20 protein-coding genes and 1 riboswitch are annotated in these 16,769 nt (G+C 34.7%); of the genes, 14 read left to right on the top strand and 6 right to left on the bottom strand.

The genetic code is table 11. The features are described from left to right. Positions 1–13: 13 nt before the first annotated feature. The 3 genes from EDD62_RS00670 to dcm form a co-directional block, all read right to left on the bottom strand. The gene (locus EDD62_RS00670; RefSeq protein ID WP_123807150.1) at positions 14–715 is read right to left on the bottom strand and encodes a hypothetical protein; all 702 of its coding nucleotides are present in this window, start codon (positions 713–715) and stop codon (positions 14–16) included. Then, the gene (locus EDD62_RS00675; RefSeq protein ID WP_123807151.1) at positions 708–2,090 is read right to left on the bottom strand and encodes a Sau3AI family type II restriction endonuclease; all 1,383 of its coding nucleotides are present in this window, start codon (positions 2,088–2,090) and stop codon (positions 708–710) included. Before EDD62_RS00675 ends, EDD62_RS00670 begins: the two co-directional genes overlap by 8 nt. Positions 2,091–2,163: 73 nt before the next feature. Then, positions 2,164–3,402: a DNA (cytosine-5-)-methyltransferase gene (dcm, locus tag EDD62_RS00680; RefSeq protein WP_123807152.1), complete on the bottom strand. Its 1,239-nt coding sequence runs from the start codon at positions 3,400–3,402 to the stop codon at positions 2,164–2,166. 216 nt (positions 3,403–3,618) lie between these two features. Here dcm and EDD62_RS00685 point away from each other — a divergent pair, with 216 nt between their 5' ends. Then, positions 3,619–4,836, top strand: coding sequence for an MFS transporter (locus EDD62_RS00685; protein WP_170152730.1), 1,218 nt, complete (start codon positions 3,619–3,621; stop codon positions 4,834–4,836). Between the two features lie 61 nt (positions 4,837–4,897). Here EDD62_RS00685 and EDD62_RS00690 read toward each other — a convergent pair whose 3' ends face one another. After that, a complete protein-coding gene (locus EDD62_RS00690) occupies positions 4,898–5,290 on the bottom strand; it encodes a (deoxy)nucleoside triphosphate pyrophosphohydrolase (protein WP_123807154.1) in 393 nt (130 codons plus the stop codon). 173 nt (positions 5,291–5,463) lie between these two features. Beyond that, positions 5,464–5,568, top strand: a riboswitch (SAM riboswitch). A gap of 189 nt (positions 5,569–5,757) precedes the next feature. Here EDD62_RS00690 and EDD62_RS00695 point away from each other — a divergent pair. From EDD62_RS00695 to EDD62_RS00720, 6 genes are all read left to right on the top strand, one after another. Continuing rightward, positions 5,758–6,777, top strand: coding sequence for a methionine ABC transporter ATP-binding protein (locus EDD62_RS00695; protein ID WP_123807155.1), 1,020 nt, complete (start codon positions 5,758–5,760; stop codon positions 6,775–6,777). Then, on the top strand, positions 6,770–7,465 hold the full coding sequence (locus EDD62_RS00700; protein WP_123807156.1) for a methionine ABC transporter permease: 696 nt from the start codon (positions 6,770–6,772) through the stop codon (positions 7,463–7,465). Before EDD62_RS00695 ends, EDD62_RS00700 begins: the two co-directional genes overlap by 8 nt. Positions 7,466–7,530: 65 nt before the next feature. Next, positions 7,531–8,382 (top strand): MetQ/NlpA family ABC transporter substrate-binding protein, encoded by an 852-nt coding sequence (locus EDD62_RS00705; protein ID WP_123807157.1) that lies wholly within the window; start codon positions 7,531–7,533, stop codon positions 8,380–8,382. Between the two features lie 73 nt (positions 8,383–8,455). Next, positions 8,456–10,180: an ABC transporter ATP-binding protein gene (locus EDD62_RS00710; protein WP_123807158.1), complete on the top strand. Its 1,725-nt coding sequence runs from the start codon at positions 8,456–8,458 to the stop codon at positions 10,178–10,180. 47 nt (positions 10,181–10,227) lie between these two features. Then, complete coding sequence (gene arsC / locus EDD62_RS00715) at positions 10,228–10,623, top strand: arsenate reductase (thioredoxin) (RefSeq protein WP_123807159.1); 396 nt, start codon at positions 10,228–10,230, stop codon at positions 10,621–10,623. Between the two features lie 2 nt (positions 10,624–10,625). Further along, positions 10,626–10,901, top strand: coding sequence for a GNAT family N-acetyltransferase (locus EDD62_RS00720; RefSeq protein ID WP_123807160.1), 276 nt, complete (start codon positions 10,626–10,628; stop codon positions 10,899–10,901). A gap of 95 nt (positions 10,902–10,996) precedes the next feature. On the opposite strand, the gene EDD62_RS00725 is transcribed toward EDD62_RS00720, so the two are convergent. Next, positions 10,997–12,220 carry an MFS transporter gene (locus tag EDD62_RS00725; RefSeq protein ID WP_123807161.1) on the bottom strand — a complete coding sequence of 408 codons (1,224 nt, stop codon included), beginning with the start codon at positions 12,218–12,220 and terminating at the stop codon, positions 10,997–10,999. A gap of 127 nt (positions 12,221–12,347) precedes the next feature. Here EDD62_RS00725 and aroD point away from each other — a divergent pair, with 127 nt between their 5' ends. Together aroD and EDD62_RS00735 are read left to right on the top strand one after the other, a co-directional pair. Continuing rightward, the gene (aroD, locus tag EDD62_RS00730) at positions 12,348–13,109 is read left to right on the top strand and encodes a type I 3-dehydroquinate dehydratase (protein ID WP_123807162.1); all 762 of its coding nucleotides are present in this window, start codon (positions 12,348–12,350) and stop codon (positions 13,107–13,109) included. Next, on the top strand, positions 13,099–13,638 hold the full coding sequence (locus EDD62_RS00735; RefSeq protein WP_170152731.1) for a nitroreductase family protein: 540 nt from the start codon (positions 13,099–13,101) through the stop codon (positions 13,636–13,638). The genes aroD and EDD62_RS00735 overlap by 11 nt, the downstream gene beginning before the upstream one ends. 107 nt (positions 13,639–13,745) lie before the next feature. Here the strand turns inward: EDD62_RS00735 and EDD62_RS00740 are convergent, their stop codons facing one another. Beyond that, positions 13,746–14,063, bottom strand: a complete 318-nt coding sequence (locus EDD62_RS00740) for a thioredoxin family protein (RefSeq protein WP_077140730.1) — start codon at positions 14,061–14,063, stop codon at positions 13,746–13,748. A 91-nt stretch (positions 14,064–14,154) separates the two neighbouring features. Between EDD62_RS00740 and EDD62_RS00745 the strand changes: the two genes are divergently transcribed. The 5 genes from EDD62_RS00745 (at position 14,155) to sufC (ending at position 16,746) form a co-directional block, all read left to right on the top strand. Further along, a complete protein-coding gene (locus EDD62_RS00745) occupies positions 14,155–14,514 on the top strand; it encodes a Spx/MgsR family RNA polymerase-binding regulatory protein (protein ID WP_170152732.1) in 360 nt (119 codons plus the stop codon). Between the two features lie 79 nt (positions 14,515–14,593). Beyond that, positions 14,594–14,974: a glycine cleavage system protein GcvH gene (gene gcvH, locus EDD62_RS00750; protein ID WP_077140728.1), complete on the top strand. Its 381-nt coding sequence runs from the start codon at positions 14,594–14,596 to the stop codon at positions 14,972–14,974. 76 nt (positions 14,975–15,050) lie between these two features. Next, positions 15,051–15,461 carry a toprim domain-containing protein gene (locus EDD62_RS00755; RefSeq protein WP_077140727.1) on the top strand — a complete coding sequence of 137 codons (411 nt, stop codon included), beginning with the start codon at positions 15,051–15,053 and terminating at the stop codon, positions 15,459–15,461. 49 nt (positions 15,462–15,510) lie between these two features. Further along, entirely contained in the window at positions 15,511–15,714 is a 204-nt protein-coding gene (locus tag EDD62_RS00760; RefSeq protein ID WP_249037313.1) for a thioredoxin domain-containing protein, read from the top strand. 258 nt (positions 15,715–15,972) lie between these two features. Beyond that, entirely contained in the window at positions 15,973–16,746 is a 774-nt protein-coding gene (gene sufC / locus EDD62_RS00765) for a Fe-S cluster assembly ATPase SufC (RefSeq protein ID WP_123807166.1), read from the top strand. The last annotated feature ends 23 nt before the right edge of the window (positions 16,747–16,769 follow it).

Raw genomic sequence — 16,769 nt, forward strand, 5'->3', positions numbered from 1 at the left:
ATTATCAAATGAGTTACTTTGTTTTAATAAATCTAGGTGGTTCATCTTTATAAACACATAAATGTGTATTTGCAATGTATGATAACTCTTTTTTGGGCATGATAATGTTTAACGGTTTTTCATTATATTGATTTGATAACATAAAGTAAGCATTCAAATCACTATTATTACTAATTTGAAGTCTATTACCTTTATTATTATTTCCTTTGAGAGACTCATAAACTTCTAATACATTTTCTTTATTAATTTGATATCTATCTTGTAGATATTCCTTTAATGTATTTTTGTTAATATGCATTGATTCAATTTTTACTATTTTATCATGATGAATTTTATTCTTTTTGTTATAACCCTTTTCTGTCCACCCCCAATTAAATATATAAGTATCAGTACTATTGTATTTATTTCCAAACAACCAGCCATCTTTTGCTTTATCATCTTTAAAATACATCACTTCTAACGCAAATGTACTCAGTCCAGGATTACTCAAATCATCTTTAAAATAGTGTGCTGCTGTTTTTTCATCAATATTAAAGGATTCATTTTCATTGTAAAAACATCTTAAATCAATACCACTATGCTGATCGTCAAGATTATTAGCTCGTTCAAATTTAACGTAAAATTCATCTTCTAGAGTAGGGTATAAGAATTGATCTAAAAACTTAACAATTTCTTCATCACTCTCAATATCGTTTTGCATTTGACTTTTATTCATCTACAACACCTACCTGTTTTTCTATATATTCTTTATTCAACCAAAAACACTGTTTAGTAATCATTTGTCCATCTGGCAATTCGTATTGATCTGATGAATCTCTTGCTTTAGGTCTAATATGACACATAGGTGATTCACTTGCACTTGGTAGATTATTCGTAATACCACGGTTAGTTTTTGTTAGTGTAACCCCTTCATGGAGAATGTTTTGAGTTTTTAAGTAGAACGTTTTTAAATGGGTATCAATCTCTTGTTCAGGCATATTCCATAAATGTATTCCTCTAAAAACTTTTTCACCCTCTGAATTCATTTGAAAAACTATAAATAACCATTTAGTTGTTTCGAACATTTCTCTAAGTGAACTGTCTTCCCAATCCGTCTCGAGATAATTTTGAAAATCAATTTGTTCAAATGACATATGTTCTTTCATCTTGCCATTTGGTTTTAAATTAATCGTTTTAAATTTAATATTAAACTTTTCAAATTCGTCAATGTTGTTTAGGTTATTTCCTTTAATTCCAAGCATAGCACTCATCAGTACAGGTATTTTTGATTTTCCTTTGGATAGTGGTACATTTAAATCTTTAGCAATTTGTTTATCTGTCATTCCGTAATAATGCTTAAATTTATTTTCTAAGATGCTTTCTAAAGATTTCTCGTTAATTTCACGTGATGTTGTTATGGATTCTAAATATTCATTAGAGATTAATTTCCTAACTAAATTTGACATGTAACCTTGTTTTAAAGAATAGGCTCTTTGTTTTGCTTTAATATCACTGCAAGGTTGTGTTCTTAACGACTTTTTGGCAGTACTACCTTTTGTACAAGCACCTAGAATAAGTGTATCTCCTTCAGAAAGAAGATGAGCTTCTCCATTTTTTATTCTATTATGTATTAACTTCCAGTCTTTTTTTATTAATTCCAAATCTTCTTCTGGAAAGTCCAATAAATGGACTTTAACTATTTGTGTATTCTTTCTATCCATTTTATTGTTTTTATCTTTTTTATATTCGTAAAAGAATAATAAAAGTTTAGAATTCTTAGTCCAAAAACTAGAGGAGTAGAAAGAATTATTTACTTCAGATTCGTAATTTATTATGTTTAATACGAGTCTTTCTTTTGCTTTTAGTTTTCCTGACTTCATTTTAGTTATTCCAGTAGCTTTTAGCTCAATACCAACATCAGCAAAATCAGCTTCGGCATTAGAATTAATTTCATAGCCGAAATAACTTGCCTCAATAATGTGTCCAACGGAACCTTTTACATTGGTATTTTCCAACATATCATGTTTATCGATTTCGTATAGATATTTTCCTTCCGCTTCCTTTGCATAATCTATAAGATCATCAACCGTTGAATATTCAAACTTCGCCATATCGTCACTCCTGTCTATAATTTAAGTATAGTAAAAAAATTCAAATAAAAAAAGCTTATCTATAATAGATAAGCTAAAACAAGTTTAATTGAATTGAATCATCACTATGTTCTTGTTCAATTCGTTCGATTTCATTTCCAATTCTAGTGACCAATGGAATTACTAAAGCATTTCCCATACAAAAATAACGCATTTTATTTGGCATTCCTTCAGTCCAATTATCAGGAAAACCATTTAATCTTTCGGCTTCAATAGGCGTAAGAGTTCTATAATTATCCCCGTCTTTTATGAAATGTGAACTTCTATTCACAGAGGATTCACTCGTTAACATTGTTCTTGCTGGTTTATTTATATCATCATAAGGAGACATGCCGCCTTCTGAATATTGATATTCATGGCCAGTGGCTGAAGTTCGCTTTAGCTTTTTTGGACCTCTTAAATACTTGAACTTTTCAATTTTTTCTTCTGATAAGAAATATTCTTCTGATACATTATTTTCTAATATATCTCCAAGTGTTTTAGGTGTTTCTTCAATTGGAATTGTATGTGCTGTATAAATATGACCATCTCTAATAATGCCAGACGTATGAAAATTAAAGCTAAAATGATCAGAGATATTAACTGTATCATGTCCAAGTTGAACTTCATTTTCTCTATCTTTATATAATTCTTCTAAAACTGGAAAACCACTTGCAAATAATCCAGACTTTAATACGACTTCTTTATTTGAAATATTTTTTATAGATTTCGCGTAATTACTATTATTTAAATAACCAAAGATAAAAACTCTACGTCTTTTTTGAGCATTTCCATATTCAGCAGCGTTGATAACACGCCATTCAACGTCGTACCCAAGTTCATTTAAAGTCGAAAGCATAACACCAAAATCACGACCCCGTTGTTTTGAAGGTGATTTTAATAATCGATCAACATTTTCTAAAAGGAGGTATTTAGGTCGTGTGTTTTGTATGAAACGAACAATCTCCCAAAATAAAACGCCTTTTTTTCCTCTCATACCAAGTTCACCATTCAAAGATCTTGCAACAGAGTAATCTTGGCATGGAAATCCACCAACAATCATATCTACATTTGTATTTTTCATTTCTTCATCTGAAACTTCTGCAATATCTACATTAGAATGTTCCCCAGTAGTGAAGTTACGATTATAACAGTCAAAAGCATGTTGAACTTTTCTTGAAGGCTCCCATTGGTTAGCCCATGTAATATCAAATATTTTGTTTTCTGTATTCTCTAATCCGATTCGGAAGCCACCAACCCCCGCAAAGAGTTCAGCTACTTTAATAGTTTTCATGTGATTCTTCCTCTCAACAGAAATGTACATTTTTATTAATTATTATATCGAACGATCGTTCTACAATCAATCATTTATAATTTGTTATAATATAAAAAATAATTAAATTATTAAATTGATTTTATGTTATTATAAAGTGATTTTACATATTTAAATATTGATAAATAGATATAAAGCAATTTAAAGTATAATAGTAAACTTCAAAGGATGAAAGTAATGAATAAATCATCACATTTTTCATTAGACTTTTATAAATTATTATTCACCAATATATTCTCTAATTTAGGTGAAATTATATTTAATGTAACAGTCTTAACTTTAATTTATGCTCATACTAAAAGTGTTTTTGAATCTACTTTAGTCATCGTAATATCTATGTTAGCGAAGGTAATCGGAAGTTATATTGGCAGTAACTATATATTCCACAAATTCAGTATACGCAATGTATTAATTTACAGTGAATCCTTGAGAATTATATTTGCAATCATTTTCATATTTCTAATTCCGATACATCATTTTGAAAATATTTATATTTTATTTATATTAGTATTTTTAATTAACATCAGTAATAGCTTTTTCACACCCGGTAGTTTAGCTTTAATACCTATTATTTTAAGCAAAGAAAAATTGATTCAGGGCAATAGTTGGTTCTCGATATCAAACCAATTAACACAAACGATAGGCTGGCTAGTTGCTGTTCCTATCGTAAATTTTTTAGGTAATATTATAAGCATTATAGTGTACATTTTTTTATTTATTATATCGTTATTATTAATATTGTTCATGAGGGCAGATAGTATAAAGCGTGATGAAAATAATATCACTAACTTTACTAAAGCATTAAAGTTTATTCGTGATAAAAAAATTGTTCGCGATATTACTATGATGGATTTACTAGAAACTTCAGCAAATATCATCTGGATGCCTACATTTTTATTAACATTTACTTTAGAAATTTTAAATGAAGGCGAACATATTTGGGGTATACAAGGGGCAACCTATACTTTAGGTTCGCTATTAGGTAGTATAATTTTAATTAAATTTAGTAAAAGTTTCAATCGACTTGGTGGTTATACGATTGTACTATCTGCTTTTATCATGTTTTTACTTACGATAGGTTATTCATTAAATAGTTTGGCAATTATAGCAATTATTATTTGTTTTATTGATGGCCCGGCATATCAAATTCGCGAGACTGTCCAAAAGTCTATTTTACAAACTGAGATTCCATTGGATATACAATCGAGTGTTTATTCAACAATTAATACTTTAATCTTTGGCAGTTATATCATTTGGTTGTTACTCGGTAGTTACATGGCAGATATATTTGGTGTTCAGTGGATATTTGTATTCGCTGCAATATTATATTTTTTAAGTACTGTCATTGCATTTACTTCTAACGAAATTAGAAGGTATAGAATACTTAATGAATAGAAAGATTATTATACGAAATGGAAACCGCAATTGATGTTTTATTAATTGCGGTTTTAACGTTTTATATTCCATTTTTTATCTTCTCAATCGCCTCAATATCTGCTGGGGCCCATTCTACTGAGTCCAACTCATCTCTAGACAACCACTTCATATCCTGATGCTCACGCAACACAATCGAATCACTCACCATCTCAGCATAATACGTCGTGAGTTCTATCGTCGCAAAATCATACTCATACACTGTTGTCACAATCTTATCCAACACATTAATCTCACAATCCATCTCTTCCATTAACTCCCGCTTCAACGCCGCTTCTGGCAATTCACCGTCTTCAATCTTCCCACCTGGAAACTCCCACATATTCGGTAAAGACTTCTCACCGTTTCGTTGTGCGCAGAGTATTTTCTCATCTTTTTCAATGACAGCGCCTACGACTTTTACATATTTCTTCATGATATACCCCCTTATTTGATCTTATTATATCAAAGAAATAGTTCATCTTGTACGTGTGTGATTGCGTAATTTCTTTTAGTAATTATGTGAATTCTAATTTATTAGAAAATATAAAATAGTTGTTGCATTCTAAAAACGATGGTGTTATCATTATAAACAACTTAATAAAACAACTCTTATCCAGAGTGGTGGAGGGATGTGCCCTTTGAAGCCCGGCAACCGTCTTAAATGACAAGGTGCCAATTCACAATAAGCTTAATGACTTATGAAGATGAGAGAAAGTATGATCGTATCGCTTTCTCTTTATATAAGAGAAAGCTTTTTTAGTTTACTTTCTCTTCCGCTTTACCTTGGCTTCCTTTTATTCTGCTAAACCGTTAATCCGTATATTCACTCTGGATGTGTATTGTTTATATTAGGTTCATCAATAATCTATTAAGTGAATTTGATCAAGAGGTAGGTGTCATATGATTGAGTTAAAAAATATATCCAAAGTGTTCAACGTCCGTGGTGAAGATATTACGGCGGTGCGTGATGTGAATTTGACGATTCGTGAGGGTTCTATCTTTGGGGTGATTGGTTTTTCTGGGGCTGGTAAGAGTACATTGATTCGAATGTTCAACCAGCTTGAATCCCCGTCGAGTGGTGAGGTCGTGATTGGTGATGATTCGATGTCGAAATTATCGCCTAAGGCGCTTCGTAAGAAGCGTGAGAAGGTATCGATGGTGTTCCAGCATTTCAATTTATTATGGTCTAGAACGGTATTACAGAATATTATGTATCCGTTAGAGATTGCTGGGGTGAACAAGAAAGAGGCTCGTGTGCGGGCACTTGAGCTTGTTGAGCGTGTTGGGTTGAGTGGTCGTGAGTCGTATTATCCGAGCCAATTATCTGGGGGTCAGAAACAACGTGTTGGGATTGCGCGTGCGCTGGCGAATGGTCCTTCGGTATTGCTTTGTGATGAGGCGACGAGTGCTCTAGATCCTAGGACGACGGATGAGATTCTTGATTTACTCGTTCGATTGAAAGAAGAGGAGCAGTTAACGATCGTGCTGATCACCCATGAGATGCACGTCATTCGTAAAATTTGTGACGAGGTGGCGGTGATGGAGCATGGTGAGATTATTGAAGTAGGTCCTGTGCGTGATGTGTTCGAATCGCCTAAACACGCTGTGACGAAGGAGTTCATCAAAGAAGATATCGATGATGATGGTGGTGTGATCGAGCAGTTAATCGATGAACAGATGTATCATATTTATCGGTTGAAGTTTATCGGAGAGTCGACGACAGAGCCGATCGTGAGTTATTTAACGAAGGCGTACGATATTGAGGTGAATATTTTGCAAGCAAATATGAAGTACGGTCGCGATGGGGCTTATGGTTCGTTGCTCGTTCAATTTTTACCACCTGGTGGCTTTGACTTCGAAGTCATTCGAAGAGATTTAAAATCACGTCATGTAGAAATCGAGGTGGTTATCGATGAATAAGAGTTTTAAAGATATTATTGTAGAAATTGTCACGATGCCAAATGTGAGATGGGATGATGTTTGGGTTGCTGTATATGAGACGTTATATATGACGGTCGTGTCGACATTTTTTGCGTTTATATTCGGTATTATCCTCGGATTGTTACTGTTCTTAACGTCGACAAGAGAAGATCGTGTTAGTCGAGTGTTCTATAGTATTGTTTCATTTATTGTGAACTTGTTTAGAGCGATTCCATTTATCATCTTAATCTTAATCTTGATACCATTTACGAGTTTATTACTCGGGACGATTAGTGGTCCAACAGGGGCTTTACCTGCGTTAATCATTGGCGCATCACCGTTCTATGCAAGACTGGTCGAGATTGCATTAAAAGAGATTGATAAAGGCGTTATAGAAGCGGCTGAGTCGATGGGTGCGACAACACGATCGATTATATGGAATGTCCTCATTCGTGAATCATTACCAGCGTTAATCTCTGGCATTACCGTCACAGCCATTGCCCTTGTCGGTTCGACAGCCGTTGCGGGTGTTATTGGCGCCGGTGGATTAGGAAATTTAGCATATTTAGTCGGATTTACAAGGAACCAAAACGACGTCATTTGGGTGTCGACGATTTTCATCTTGATCATCGTCTTTATCATTCAATGGACAGGAGACTTGTTAGCACGACGCGTCGATAAGAGGTAAGTTAGTAAGTAGTAAAGATATAGCATAAAATTTAATCATTATAAAAAATATTGGAGGCATTTGAAATGAAAAAAATTATTTATTTAATCGCAACATTGACTATTGTATTCGTATTGGGAGCGTGTAGCAATGAAGATAGTAAAGACAGTGGACAGCAAAGTGACAGCGGGAATAAAGAGGATAAAAAGATTACGGTTGGTGCATCACCGGCACCTCATGCTGAAATTTTAGAACAAGTAAAGCCGGTCCTTGAAGAACAAGGCTACGAATTAGATATTAAGATAATTAATGATTATACGACACCGAATAAGTTATTAGATGCCGGAGAAATAGATGCGAACTATTTCCAACATACACCGTACTTAGAGAAAGAAAAAGAAAACAAAGGATATAAGATTGAAGTTGCTGGGAATGTACACCTTGAACCAATGGCGGTCTATTCTAAGAAATATGACTCATTAGAAGATTTACCAGAAGGTGCTGAAGTGTTCGTATCGAATAATCCAGCAGAGGAAGGTCGTTTCTTAGGATTCTTCGTAGAGGCTGGATTGATTACATTAAAAGACGGTGTTGAATTAAAAGATGCGACATTTGATGATATTAAAGAAAACAAAAAGAACATCAAATTCAACAACAAACAAGCGGCTGAATTCTTACCGAAGTCTTATGATAATGACGAAGGAGATGCGGTGATTATTAATTCTAACTTCGCGTTAGAACAAGGGTTAAGTCCGAAGAATGACTCAATCGAATTAGAGAAACCAGAAGATAATCCTTACGTAAACTTTATCGCTGTTCAAGAAGGACATAAAGACGACGATAAGATTAAAGCGTTAGTAGATGCGTTACAGTCTGAAGACGTTGAGAAATTCATCGATCAAAAGTATGATGGTGCGGTAATTTACGCAGAACAATAATTTATATCAAAGACCTCACATCCTATTGTATAATAAGCAATAGGATGTGAGGTCTTTTCGTGGAGGTTGTTCAATGTTAAAGGAATTTATGAAGTATTATTTGCCTTATAAAAAATTATTTCTATTAGACTTTGGTTCAGCAGTGCTCGTCGGATTGCTGGAGTTATTATTTCCGCTCATGACGAGTATATTTATTGATGAACTATTACCAACAGAAGATTGGAAGTGGATTGTCATTGCGGCGATCAGTTTATTAATTGTCTATTTGATCGAAGGTGTATTTAAGTTTATTGTGACATATTGGGGGCATATGCTCGGGACGAATATTGAACGAGATATTCGAAATGAATTGTATTCACATTTACAGAAACTGAATTTCAGTTTCTATGATAAAAATAAGACGGGTAAACTTATCGGACGGTTAACGAATGATTTAATGGATATCGGTGAAGTTGCACATCACGGTCCAGAAGATTTATTCGTGGCATTAATGACGTTGTTGGGTGCCTTCGTCATATTATTGACGATTGATGTAAAGCTTGCACTAGTGACTTTCACCATCATTCCAATCATCTTCTTTGTGACGATATTTTTTAATCAAAAGATGGGCCGTGCGTTTAAGGCGTTGTTTAAAAATGTTAGTCGATTCAACGAAGTGATCAGCGATAATATCGGTGGGATTCGACTTGTACAAGCGTTTACGAATGAGAAATATGAATTAGAGCAATTTAAAGAGACGAATGACGCATTTCGACAGACGAAGTTAAAGGCCTATAATTTTATGAGTTGGAATACGACGATATCACATATTTCGCAGAAAGCGACATTAATCATTGTACTCATTTTAGGGAGTTATTACGTGTTGCACGGTGAATTATCTTATGGTGGATTTGTTGCGTTCATCATGATTACGAATGTATTGTTTGAACCACTTCGTGCAATCAATTTGATGATAGAGATGTTTCCAAAAGGATACGCAGGGTTTAGTAATTTTAGAGAAATCATGGAGATTGAACCTGAAATTCAAGATTGCGATGGGGCTATAGAGCTGACGGGTGAAATTGAAACGATTGAATATGATCACGTACAATTTAAGTATGACGAGCAGCATGTGTTGAATGATATTTCATTTAAGATTAAACATGGTGAACAAATTGCACTCGTTGGACCAAGTGGTGGCGGGAAGTCTACCATCTGTTCATTGCTTCCAAGATTTTATGCACCATCAAGTGGAGACATACGCATTAACGGTACATCGCTAGAGCGGTTTACGTTGAAATCGCTTCGTTCGTATATTGGAATCGTTCAACAAGATGTATTTTTATTCGCTGGGACTTTACGAGAGAACATCGCCTATGGGCATCCAGATGTTGATGATTCTGACATTATGAAGGCTGTCGAATATGCCCAGTTAAAATCGTTTGTTGATGGATTGGAAGAAGGGTTAGACACAATCGTAGGAGAACGCGGGACGAAATTATCCGGTGGTCAGAAACAACGTGTGTCGATTGCAAGAATGTTTATAAAAAATCCACCAATTATTATATTAGATGAAGCGACGAGTGCATTAGACGTTGCAACGGAGCATAAAATTCAACAAGCATTCGATTTATTAGCAAAAGGCCGTACGTCGCTCGTCATCGCACACCGACTTTCAACGATTAAAGGTGTTGACCGTATTTTATATATCGAAGAAGGTCGTATTGTCGAACAAGGCACACACGACGAATTGATGAACTTAAAAGGACGATACTATGCATTGTATATGACTCAATTTGAGCATTTAACTGTTGAATGATCGTCATCCATTGTAAGATGAAATTATCATAAAGAGAAGGTGATTGTATGACGAAAACAATATATTTCTTATGCACAGGCAATTCTTGTCGTTCACAAATAGCTGAAGGATTTGGTAAAAAATACTTACCAGATTGGGATGTTTATTCTGCAGGGATTGAAGCACACGGCGTCAATCCGAATGCGGTTAAAGCAATGAATGAAGTAGGGATTGATATTACTGATCATGAGTCTAGTGTCATTGACCCTGAAATTTTAAATAACGCAGACTTAGTCGTTACACTATGCGATCATGCGAAAGACGTGTGTCCAATTACACCATCACATGTTCGAACTGAACATTGGGGATTCCAAGACCCAGCCGGTGGCGACTGGACATTGTTCCAAACTGTACGCGATCAAATTGGTGAAAAGATTAAGTCATTTGCAGAGAGTGAGGGATAAAGATGAACGATTTAAATATACAGCATATCGATCGTAAATTTTACATCGGGACAGAGTCAGAACGTGAAGCAGAGCTTGATTATGAAGTAAAAGATCAAACGTTAATCGCAACGCATACTTATGTATCACCGAATCGACGTGGTGAAGGGATTGCAAAAGCGCTCGTTGAAGCATTAATTGAATATGCTCGTGAGCACGGATATAAGATTCAACCCGTTTGTTCTTACGTCGTTGATTATTTTGAACAACATGAAGCTGAATTAGAAGATGTTCGATAAATAATGATAAGGACTAGACATCCAGATGTCTAGTCCTTATTTTTGTAAAATAAGACTACAGAATTGATGTAAGAAGATAAAACTGTAGACTTAAATCACTCTTCATTGCTTGGGTATATGTTTGGTACTTGATGTCCAAATAATAGAATGCTTAAAATGAGTAATCCACTCGCACCGAACAATACATAATGAAGAGGAATATACGTGTAAAGCATACCGAAAGCGATTAATCCTAACGGAATGACGAACATTGCAATCATCGATACGACACTAAACATACGACCTTTCATATGCTCTTCAACTTGATTGTGTAAATAAATTTGGAACGGTGTATTTTGTACAACCATCGTGAGTCCTAATATGAATGTAATGATTGCATATACTATCGTCATCAATGTCACATTCATTGAAATAAAATAAGGAAAACTAAAGGATACAAGTACCAAAGCGACGACAAATTGCCCACCGACAAGTGAATTTTTTAACTTCAGTTGCTTTGAGATTTTGCTCACAACCAAACCGCCAATAAACATTCCCGTCATTAAACTTCCTTCAACGATTCCGAGTCGATGTGCTCCGAGTGAGAAGTCTTCCATAAATATTTTCGGAATACCCGCAGTGACTGAACTGAATAATAAATTCGCAGTCATAGCGATGACGAGCATTGCGCGAATGACTTTATGCTTTAATACATATTGAAACCCTGCTTTAATTTCTTTGAACATGGACTGAGATGGTTGGATTTGTGATTGTTTCTCATCATGTTTAAAATTAATCAATAATATGAGAATCATCGATATACATTCCGTAATCAACACGGTAATGACAAACAGTTTGAATGGAACAAACGCGAACATGAAGCCACCGACAATCGGAGATAAAATATTAACACCTGTCATAATCGATTGTCGAAGTGGAATAATGACATTGACTTCATCTTCGTAGAGGATCCGCTTCATACTCGTTAAAATACTGTTCTGAATGATCGAGTCGATTAAATTTAAAAGGGTAATCACAATGGCCAACAAGATGAAATGTGGAGATGGCCATATGAGATAAAGAATTAACGATAGTACACTGACCGTTTGACTGATCGTGATAATCTTTTGGTTGTTTAAAAAATCAGATATGTATCCAATGAACGGTTGGGCTAACGTCCCAACAAGCATAGAAATTGCGAGTACAATCGTGTATGCAAATACCGATTGAGTCACGTCATATATGTATAGTGTGGCGCCGAACATAAAGATACTAGACCCAAGTTTAGAGAGTAAATCAAACGATAATAACTTATAAAACGTTCGACTATATTTGAACATGTTAACCTCCTTTTGACGTTTATTATTATCATTCTACCATTTTTTGAATATGGTCAATTTTCAGAAATGAATATCGATATCCATATTAAATCGATTTATGATATAGTGTAAAAATGAGGTGAAATGTATGCTAAATCCAAAGCTCCACATCGGAGAAGGACATTCGAAAATTGTTGTGTCACTTCTTGGAGAAAATTTAGAAAAACTATCAAGACAAATAAAAGATATATTAAGCAGTCATAGATATGTAGATATTGTAGAACTTCGTGCAGACTATTTTAGTGATGAGACGTTAGCGAATTTAGAACAATTTTTGACGGCATTGCAAGAAGAATTGAATGGTATTCCGATTCTATTTACATATAGAACGAAAGGTCAAGGAGGTCATGGCGATTATAGTAGTGATGAATATTTCGAATTACTACAACGTGCAATACAGCACCCTGCCATTGAGCTTGTTGATATTGAGATGCTCATGTATGATGATATCGTGAAACCTTTGATCGATTTAAGTCAAAGTGAAGCAGTAGGTGTCGTGTTAAGTTATCATAACTTTGAATACACACCGAAGTTCAAAGAATTAATGGCAATTTATACGTCGATGCAAGAAATGGGTGGTGACATTTTGAAAGTTGCTGTCATGCCTGAAACAGGTCATGACGTCCTAGTTTTATTGCAAGCGGTCTTTGAAGCAAAACAACAAGTATCACAATATATCGTAGGGATTTCAATGTCTGAACTCGGCAAAATTAGTCGAATAGCAGGCGGTGTCTTCGGTTCTTGTATTACATTTGGAGCGATTACAGAAAGTGCTGCACCAGGACAACTACACGTCGATATATTAAAGAATCAATTGGAAATGTATGAGGGGAGTCAACATGAATCTTAAAGACGCAATTTTAAATAGAAGAAGTATCAAGATATTTGGAGAGTCAACGATTGACGTTGACGTCGTTAAACAGGCGATTAATTCAGCAATATATGCACCGAATCATGGTGTACGTGAACCTTGGCATATAAAGTATGTCCAAAAAGAACAGTTGGAACAATATGCTGAACAAGTTGGAGATATCGCATTCAAAGGCGATGAACAGAAGAAGCGTAATCATGCATCGAAGCTATCAATGCTCGGTGGGATTTTAGTTGTATCAGTTGATCGCGATGTACGTCAGAAGCAACATCATGAGAATTTGATGGCTGGTGGTGCGTTTATGCAAAACTTAATGCTTTTGCTACACGCTGAAGCCGTTGGAACATGTTGGCATACACCAGGTTACATGTTCACGCCAGAGTATTATCAAATGATGAATATCTCAAGTGATCAAGAGATCATTGCAGAGTTGTATTTGATGGATGTCAATGATGATAACAGTTCAGAACGTTCTAATGGGTATGATGATATCGTTGAGACGTGGTGATAATGTGTTGAATTCCATCAACAAAATTGATGGAGTTGTAGATGGAATACGAAACGACACAACAAAAACGAGCGATGCAAACTTTGCATCGCTCGTTTTTCGTCATATTACAAGTGTGCTTGTAAAAATGTTTCAACTTGTTCTTTCGTTTTGGCATCGCGTGAATGTAAATGAGCGATTTTGTCTCCGTCTTTGAAGATTAATAAACTTGGAATCCCCATCACTTCATAATCTTGAGCTGGTTCCATCAGTTCATCGCGATTCACTTCATACCATTCGTAGTCATTATATTGTTCTACAACAGGTCCGATAAAGTTATTTAATACTGTGCAATCTGGGCACCATGTTGCATAGAACTTAATGATGACAGGTTGTTCTGATTGAATGATGTCGTTAAATTGACTTAATTCTTTAATCTCTTTCATTTTGTTTCCCTCCATCATTTAAAATTTTTGATTTTCTGTTGAATAGTTTATAATTAAAATAAAGTTTTGACAAATGAAAGGATTGATAATGATGTTAAAAGTATACGAATTAAAGTCTTGTAGTACATGTAAGAAGGCGATCAAAACATTAGATGATCATGATATCCCTTATGAGCGAATTGACATTCGTGAAAACCCACCGACGATGGATGTATTAACGCATGTCATTGGGTTAGATGATGTTGATCTAGATCAAATGTTGAATAAACGTGGCAATTCATATAAAGAATTAGGCTTGAAAGAGAAGTTAAGCGATATGGCGATGACGGATGTGTTGAAACTGATGGCGAGCGATGGGATGTTAATTAAGCGTCCGTTTGTCTATGATGGTGAGCAAGCATCGTTCGGATTTAAAGAGTCTGAATTTACAAATAAATGGTTGAATCAATAGTTAAAAAAGTTGCAAGTTGATATTTTTAATGTCACAATAAAATTGTAGTACATAAGGATATTTGATGGAGGGGTTTAGTATGAATACACCTGAGGAATTAAAATACTCTAAAGAACACGAATGGGTTAAAGTTGACGGAGATAAAGCGTATATCGGTATTACTCACTTCGCTCAATCAGAGCTTGGTGATATCGTATTCGTTGAATTACCAGAGATTGGCGACTCTATAGAAAAAGAAGAGTCATTTGGTAACGTTGAATCTGTTAAAACTGTTTCTGAATTATATGCTCCAATTTCTGGTGAAGTTGTTGCAATCAATGAAGAATTAGAAGATAGTCCTGAATTCGTGAATGAATCACCTTATGATAAAGCATGGATTGTACAAGTATCTAATTTCAAGCAAGAAGAAATCGATGCATTAATGTCTGCTGCTGAATACAAAGAGATGACAAATGAATAATAATATAAGACTCTAGAGTGTATCTAGAGTCTTTGTTATATCCGCTTCAAAATTCTATATAAAGGGTGATTAAGCAGTGAGTATTGTAAATAAAGTACTAATTGTTGAAGGGAAATCCGACAAAAGAAGAGTAGAAGAAGTATTGTTAGAACCAGTAGACATTATATGTACGAATGGTACGATGGGTGTTGCAAAGTTAGATGCGATGATCGAAGAGTTATATGATAGACAAGTTTATATTTTATCCGATGCGGACTCTGAAGGACGCAAAATTCGTAAATGGTTCAAAAAGCATTTAAGTGAATCAACACATATATATATTGATCCTAAGTTTACAGAAGTCGGTCGTTGTCCAAGGGATTACTTGGCGAATGTATTAATGCGACATGAATTCTATGTAGATACAGGTTTTGTTTGGAAAGGAAAGTTTAAGTATCATGAACGACACGAGACAATTGAGCGATATATTAACGCATATTCAATCTAATTCAACATGTTTTATCTTTGGCTATACTTCAATGTGTGGAACATGTCAAATGGCTGAACGCATGTTAAACATTGCATTAGACGTTCGTGACGTGCCGATCATTAAAGTGAATTTGAATTACGTGCCACAATGGACTCAATCCAAAGAGATTCAATCGGTTCCAATTTTGATGCGTTTTGAAAATGGTGAATATGTAGAATTTATGACGAAGATGGAAGGCGTGGTTAATATCGTGAACTTTCTATCTAAATGAGAATGAAATAATGTAAATGAAATTTTTTATTGACGCTATGCTAATAGGTTTTTTAGGTGTGTATTCATGGAGCCATGAATACACACATATTTTTTATTAAGGGAAATTAGATAATGATTAATAGTTTTAATTAACGTTAAAATTCGATATAATGAATATAAATGTTTAAACACGTTTTGACTCTAGATTATAATTATTATAAAATAGTGACGTGCGATTAAACAATATTGAATATATTATAATAGTGGAGGTATAGATATGGGTTCAACATTAGAAATTAAAGGGTTACACGTATCAATTGATGACAAGGAAATTTTGAAAGGTGTCGACTTAACAGTAAACCAAGGTGAGATTCATGCGGTTATGGGTCCTAACGGTACAGGTAAATCAACACTTGCTCAAGCAATTATGGGCCACCCTCGTTATGAAATCACTCAAGGTGAAGTATATTTAGACGGAGAGAACGTTTTAGAAATGGAAGTTGATGAAAGAGCGCAAGCTGGTTTATTCTTAGCGATGCAATACCCTTCTGAAATTTCAGGGGTAACTAACTCTGACTTCTTACGTTCAGCGATGAATGCACAACGCGAAGAAGGTAACGAAATTAACTTAATGCAATTCATTAAGAAATTAGATAAAAACATGGAATTTTTGGAAATGGATTTAGACATGGCGCAACGTTACTTAAACGAAGGATTCTCTGGTGGAGAGAAGAAGCGTAACGAGATTCTTCAATTAATGATGTTAGAGCCTAAATTTGCAATCCTAGACGAAATTGACTCAGGTCTTGATATCGATGCATTGAAAGTTGTATCTAAAGGCATCAATAAATTACGCGGTGAAGACTTCGGATGCTTAATGATCACTCACTATCAACGTTTATTAAACTATATTACACCAGACTTCGTTCATGTTATGATGAATGGTCGTATCGTGAAATCAGGTGGTAAAGAGCTTGCAGAGCGTTTAGAAGCTGAAGGTTATGAGTGGATCAAAGAAGAATTAAATATTGAAGATGCATCAGTAGAATAGTAAGTCAATTTAACAGTATAGGA

Origin of the sequence: Abyssicoccus albus (assembly GCF_003815035.1) — a bacterium.
Classification (GTDB): Bacteria; Bacillota; Bacilli; order Staphylococcales; family Abyssicoccaceae; genus Abyssicoccus; species Abyssicoccus albus.

What these genes read in the sequence shown, in the direction of transcription:
- EDD62_RS00745 (WP_170152732.1), top strand. Translation starts at nt 14,155, where the DNA reads ATGTTAAAAGTATACGAATTAAAGTCTTGTAGTACATGTAAGAAGGCG.
- dcm (WP_123807152.1), bottom strand. Translation starts at nt 3,402, where the DNA reads ATGAAAACTATTAAAGTAGCTGAACTCTTTGCGGGGGTTGGTGGCTTC.
- EDD62_RS00700 (WP_123807156.1), top strand. Translation starts at nt 6,770, where the DNA reads ATGAATAAGAGTTTTAAAGATATTATTGTAGAAATTGTCACGATGCCA.
- EDD62_RS00725 (WP_123807161.1), bottom strand. Translation starts at nt 12,220, where the DNA reads ATGTTCAAATATAGTCGAACGTTTTATAAGTTATTATCGTTTGATTTA.
- EDD62_RS00695 (WP_123807155.1), top strand. Translation starts at nt 5,758, where the DNA reads ATGATTGAGTTAAAAAATATATCCAAAGTGTTCAACGTCCGTGGTGAA.
- EDD62_RS00670 (WP_123807150.1), bottom strand. Translation starts at nt 715, where the DNA reads ATGAATAAAAGTCAAATGCAAAACGATATTGAGAGTGATGAAGAAATT.
- sufC (WP_123807166.1), top strand. Translation starts at nt 15,973, where the DNA reads ATGGGTTCAACATTAGAAATTAAAGGGTTACACGTATCAATTGATGAC.
- EDD62_RS00685 (WP_170152730.1), top strand. Translation starts at nt 3,619, where the DNA reads ATGAATAAATCATCACATTTTTCATTAGACTTTTATAAATTATTATTC.
- EDD62_RS00690 (WP_123807154.1), bottom strand. Translation starts at nt 5,290, where the DNA reads ATGAAGAAATATGTAAAAGTCGTAGGCGCTGTCATTGAAAAAGATGAG.
- gcvH (WP_077140728.1), top strand. Translation starts at nt 14,594, where the DNA reads ATGAATACACCTGAGGAATTAAAATACTCTAAAGAACACGAATGGGTT.
- EDD62_RS00705 (WP_123807157.1), top strand. Translation starts at nt 7,531, where the DNA reads ATGAAAAAAATTATTTATTTAATCGCAACATTGACTATTGTATTCGTA.
- EDD62_RS00710 (WP_123807158.1), top strand. Translation starts at nt 8,456, where the DNA reads ATGTTAAAGGAATTTATGAAGTATTATTTGCCTTATAAAAAATTATTT.
- EDD62_RS00760 (WP_249037313.1), top strand. Translation starts at nt 15,511, where the DNA reads ATGGCTGAACGCATGTTAAACATTGCATTAGACGTTCGTGACGTGCCG.
- EDD62_RS00740 (WP_077140730.1), bottom strand. Translation starts at nt 14,063, where the DNA reads ATGAAAGAGATTAAAGAATTAAGTCAATTTAACGACATCATTCAATCA.
- aroD (WP_123807162.1), top strand. Translation starts at nt 12,348, where the DNA reads ATGCTAAATCCAAAGCTCCACATCGGAGAAGGACATTCGAAAATTGTT.
- EDD62_RS00735 (WP_170152731.1), top strand. Translation starts at nt 13,099, where the DNA reads ATGAATCTTAAAGACGCAATTTTAAATAGAAGAAGTATCAAGATATTT.
- arsC (WP_123807159.1), top strand. Translation starts at nt 10,228, where the DNA reads ATGACGAAAACAATATATTTCTTATGCACAGGCAATTCTTGTCGTTCA.
- EDD62_RS00675 (WP_123807151.1), bottom strand. Translation starts at nt 2,090, where the DNA reads ATGGCGAAGTTTGAATATTCAACGGTTGATGATCTTATAGATTATGCA.
- EDD62_RS00720 (WP_123807160.1), top strand. Translation starts at nt 10,626, where the DNA reads ATGAACGATTTAAATATACAGCATATCGATCGTAAATTTTACATCGGG.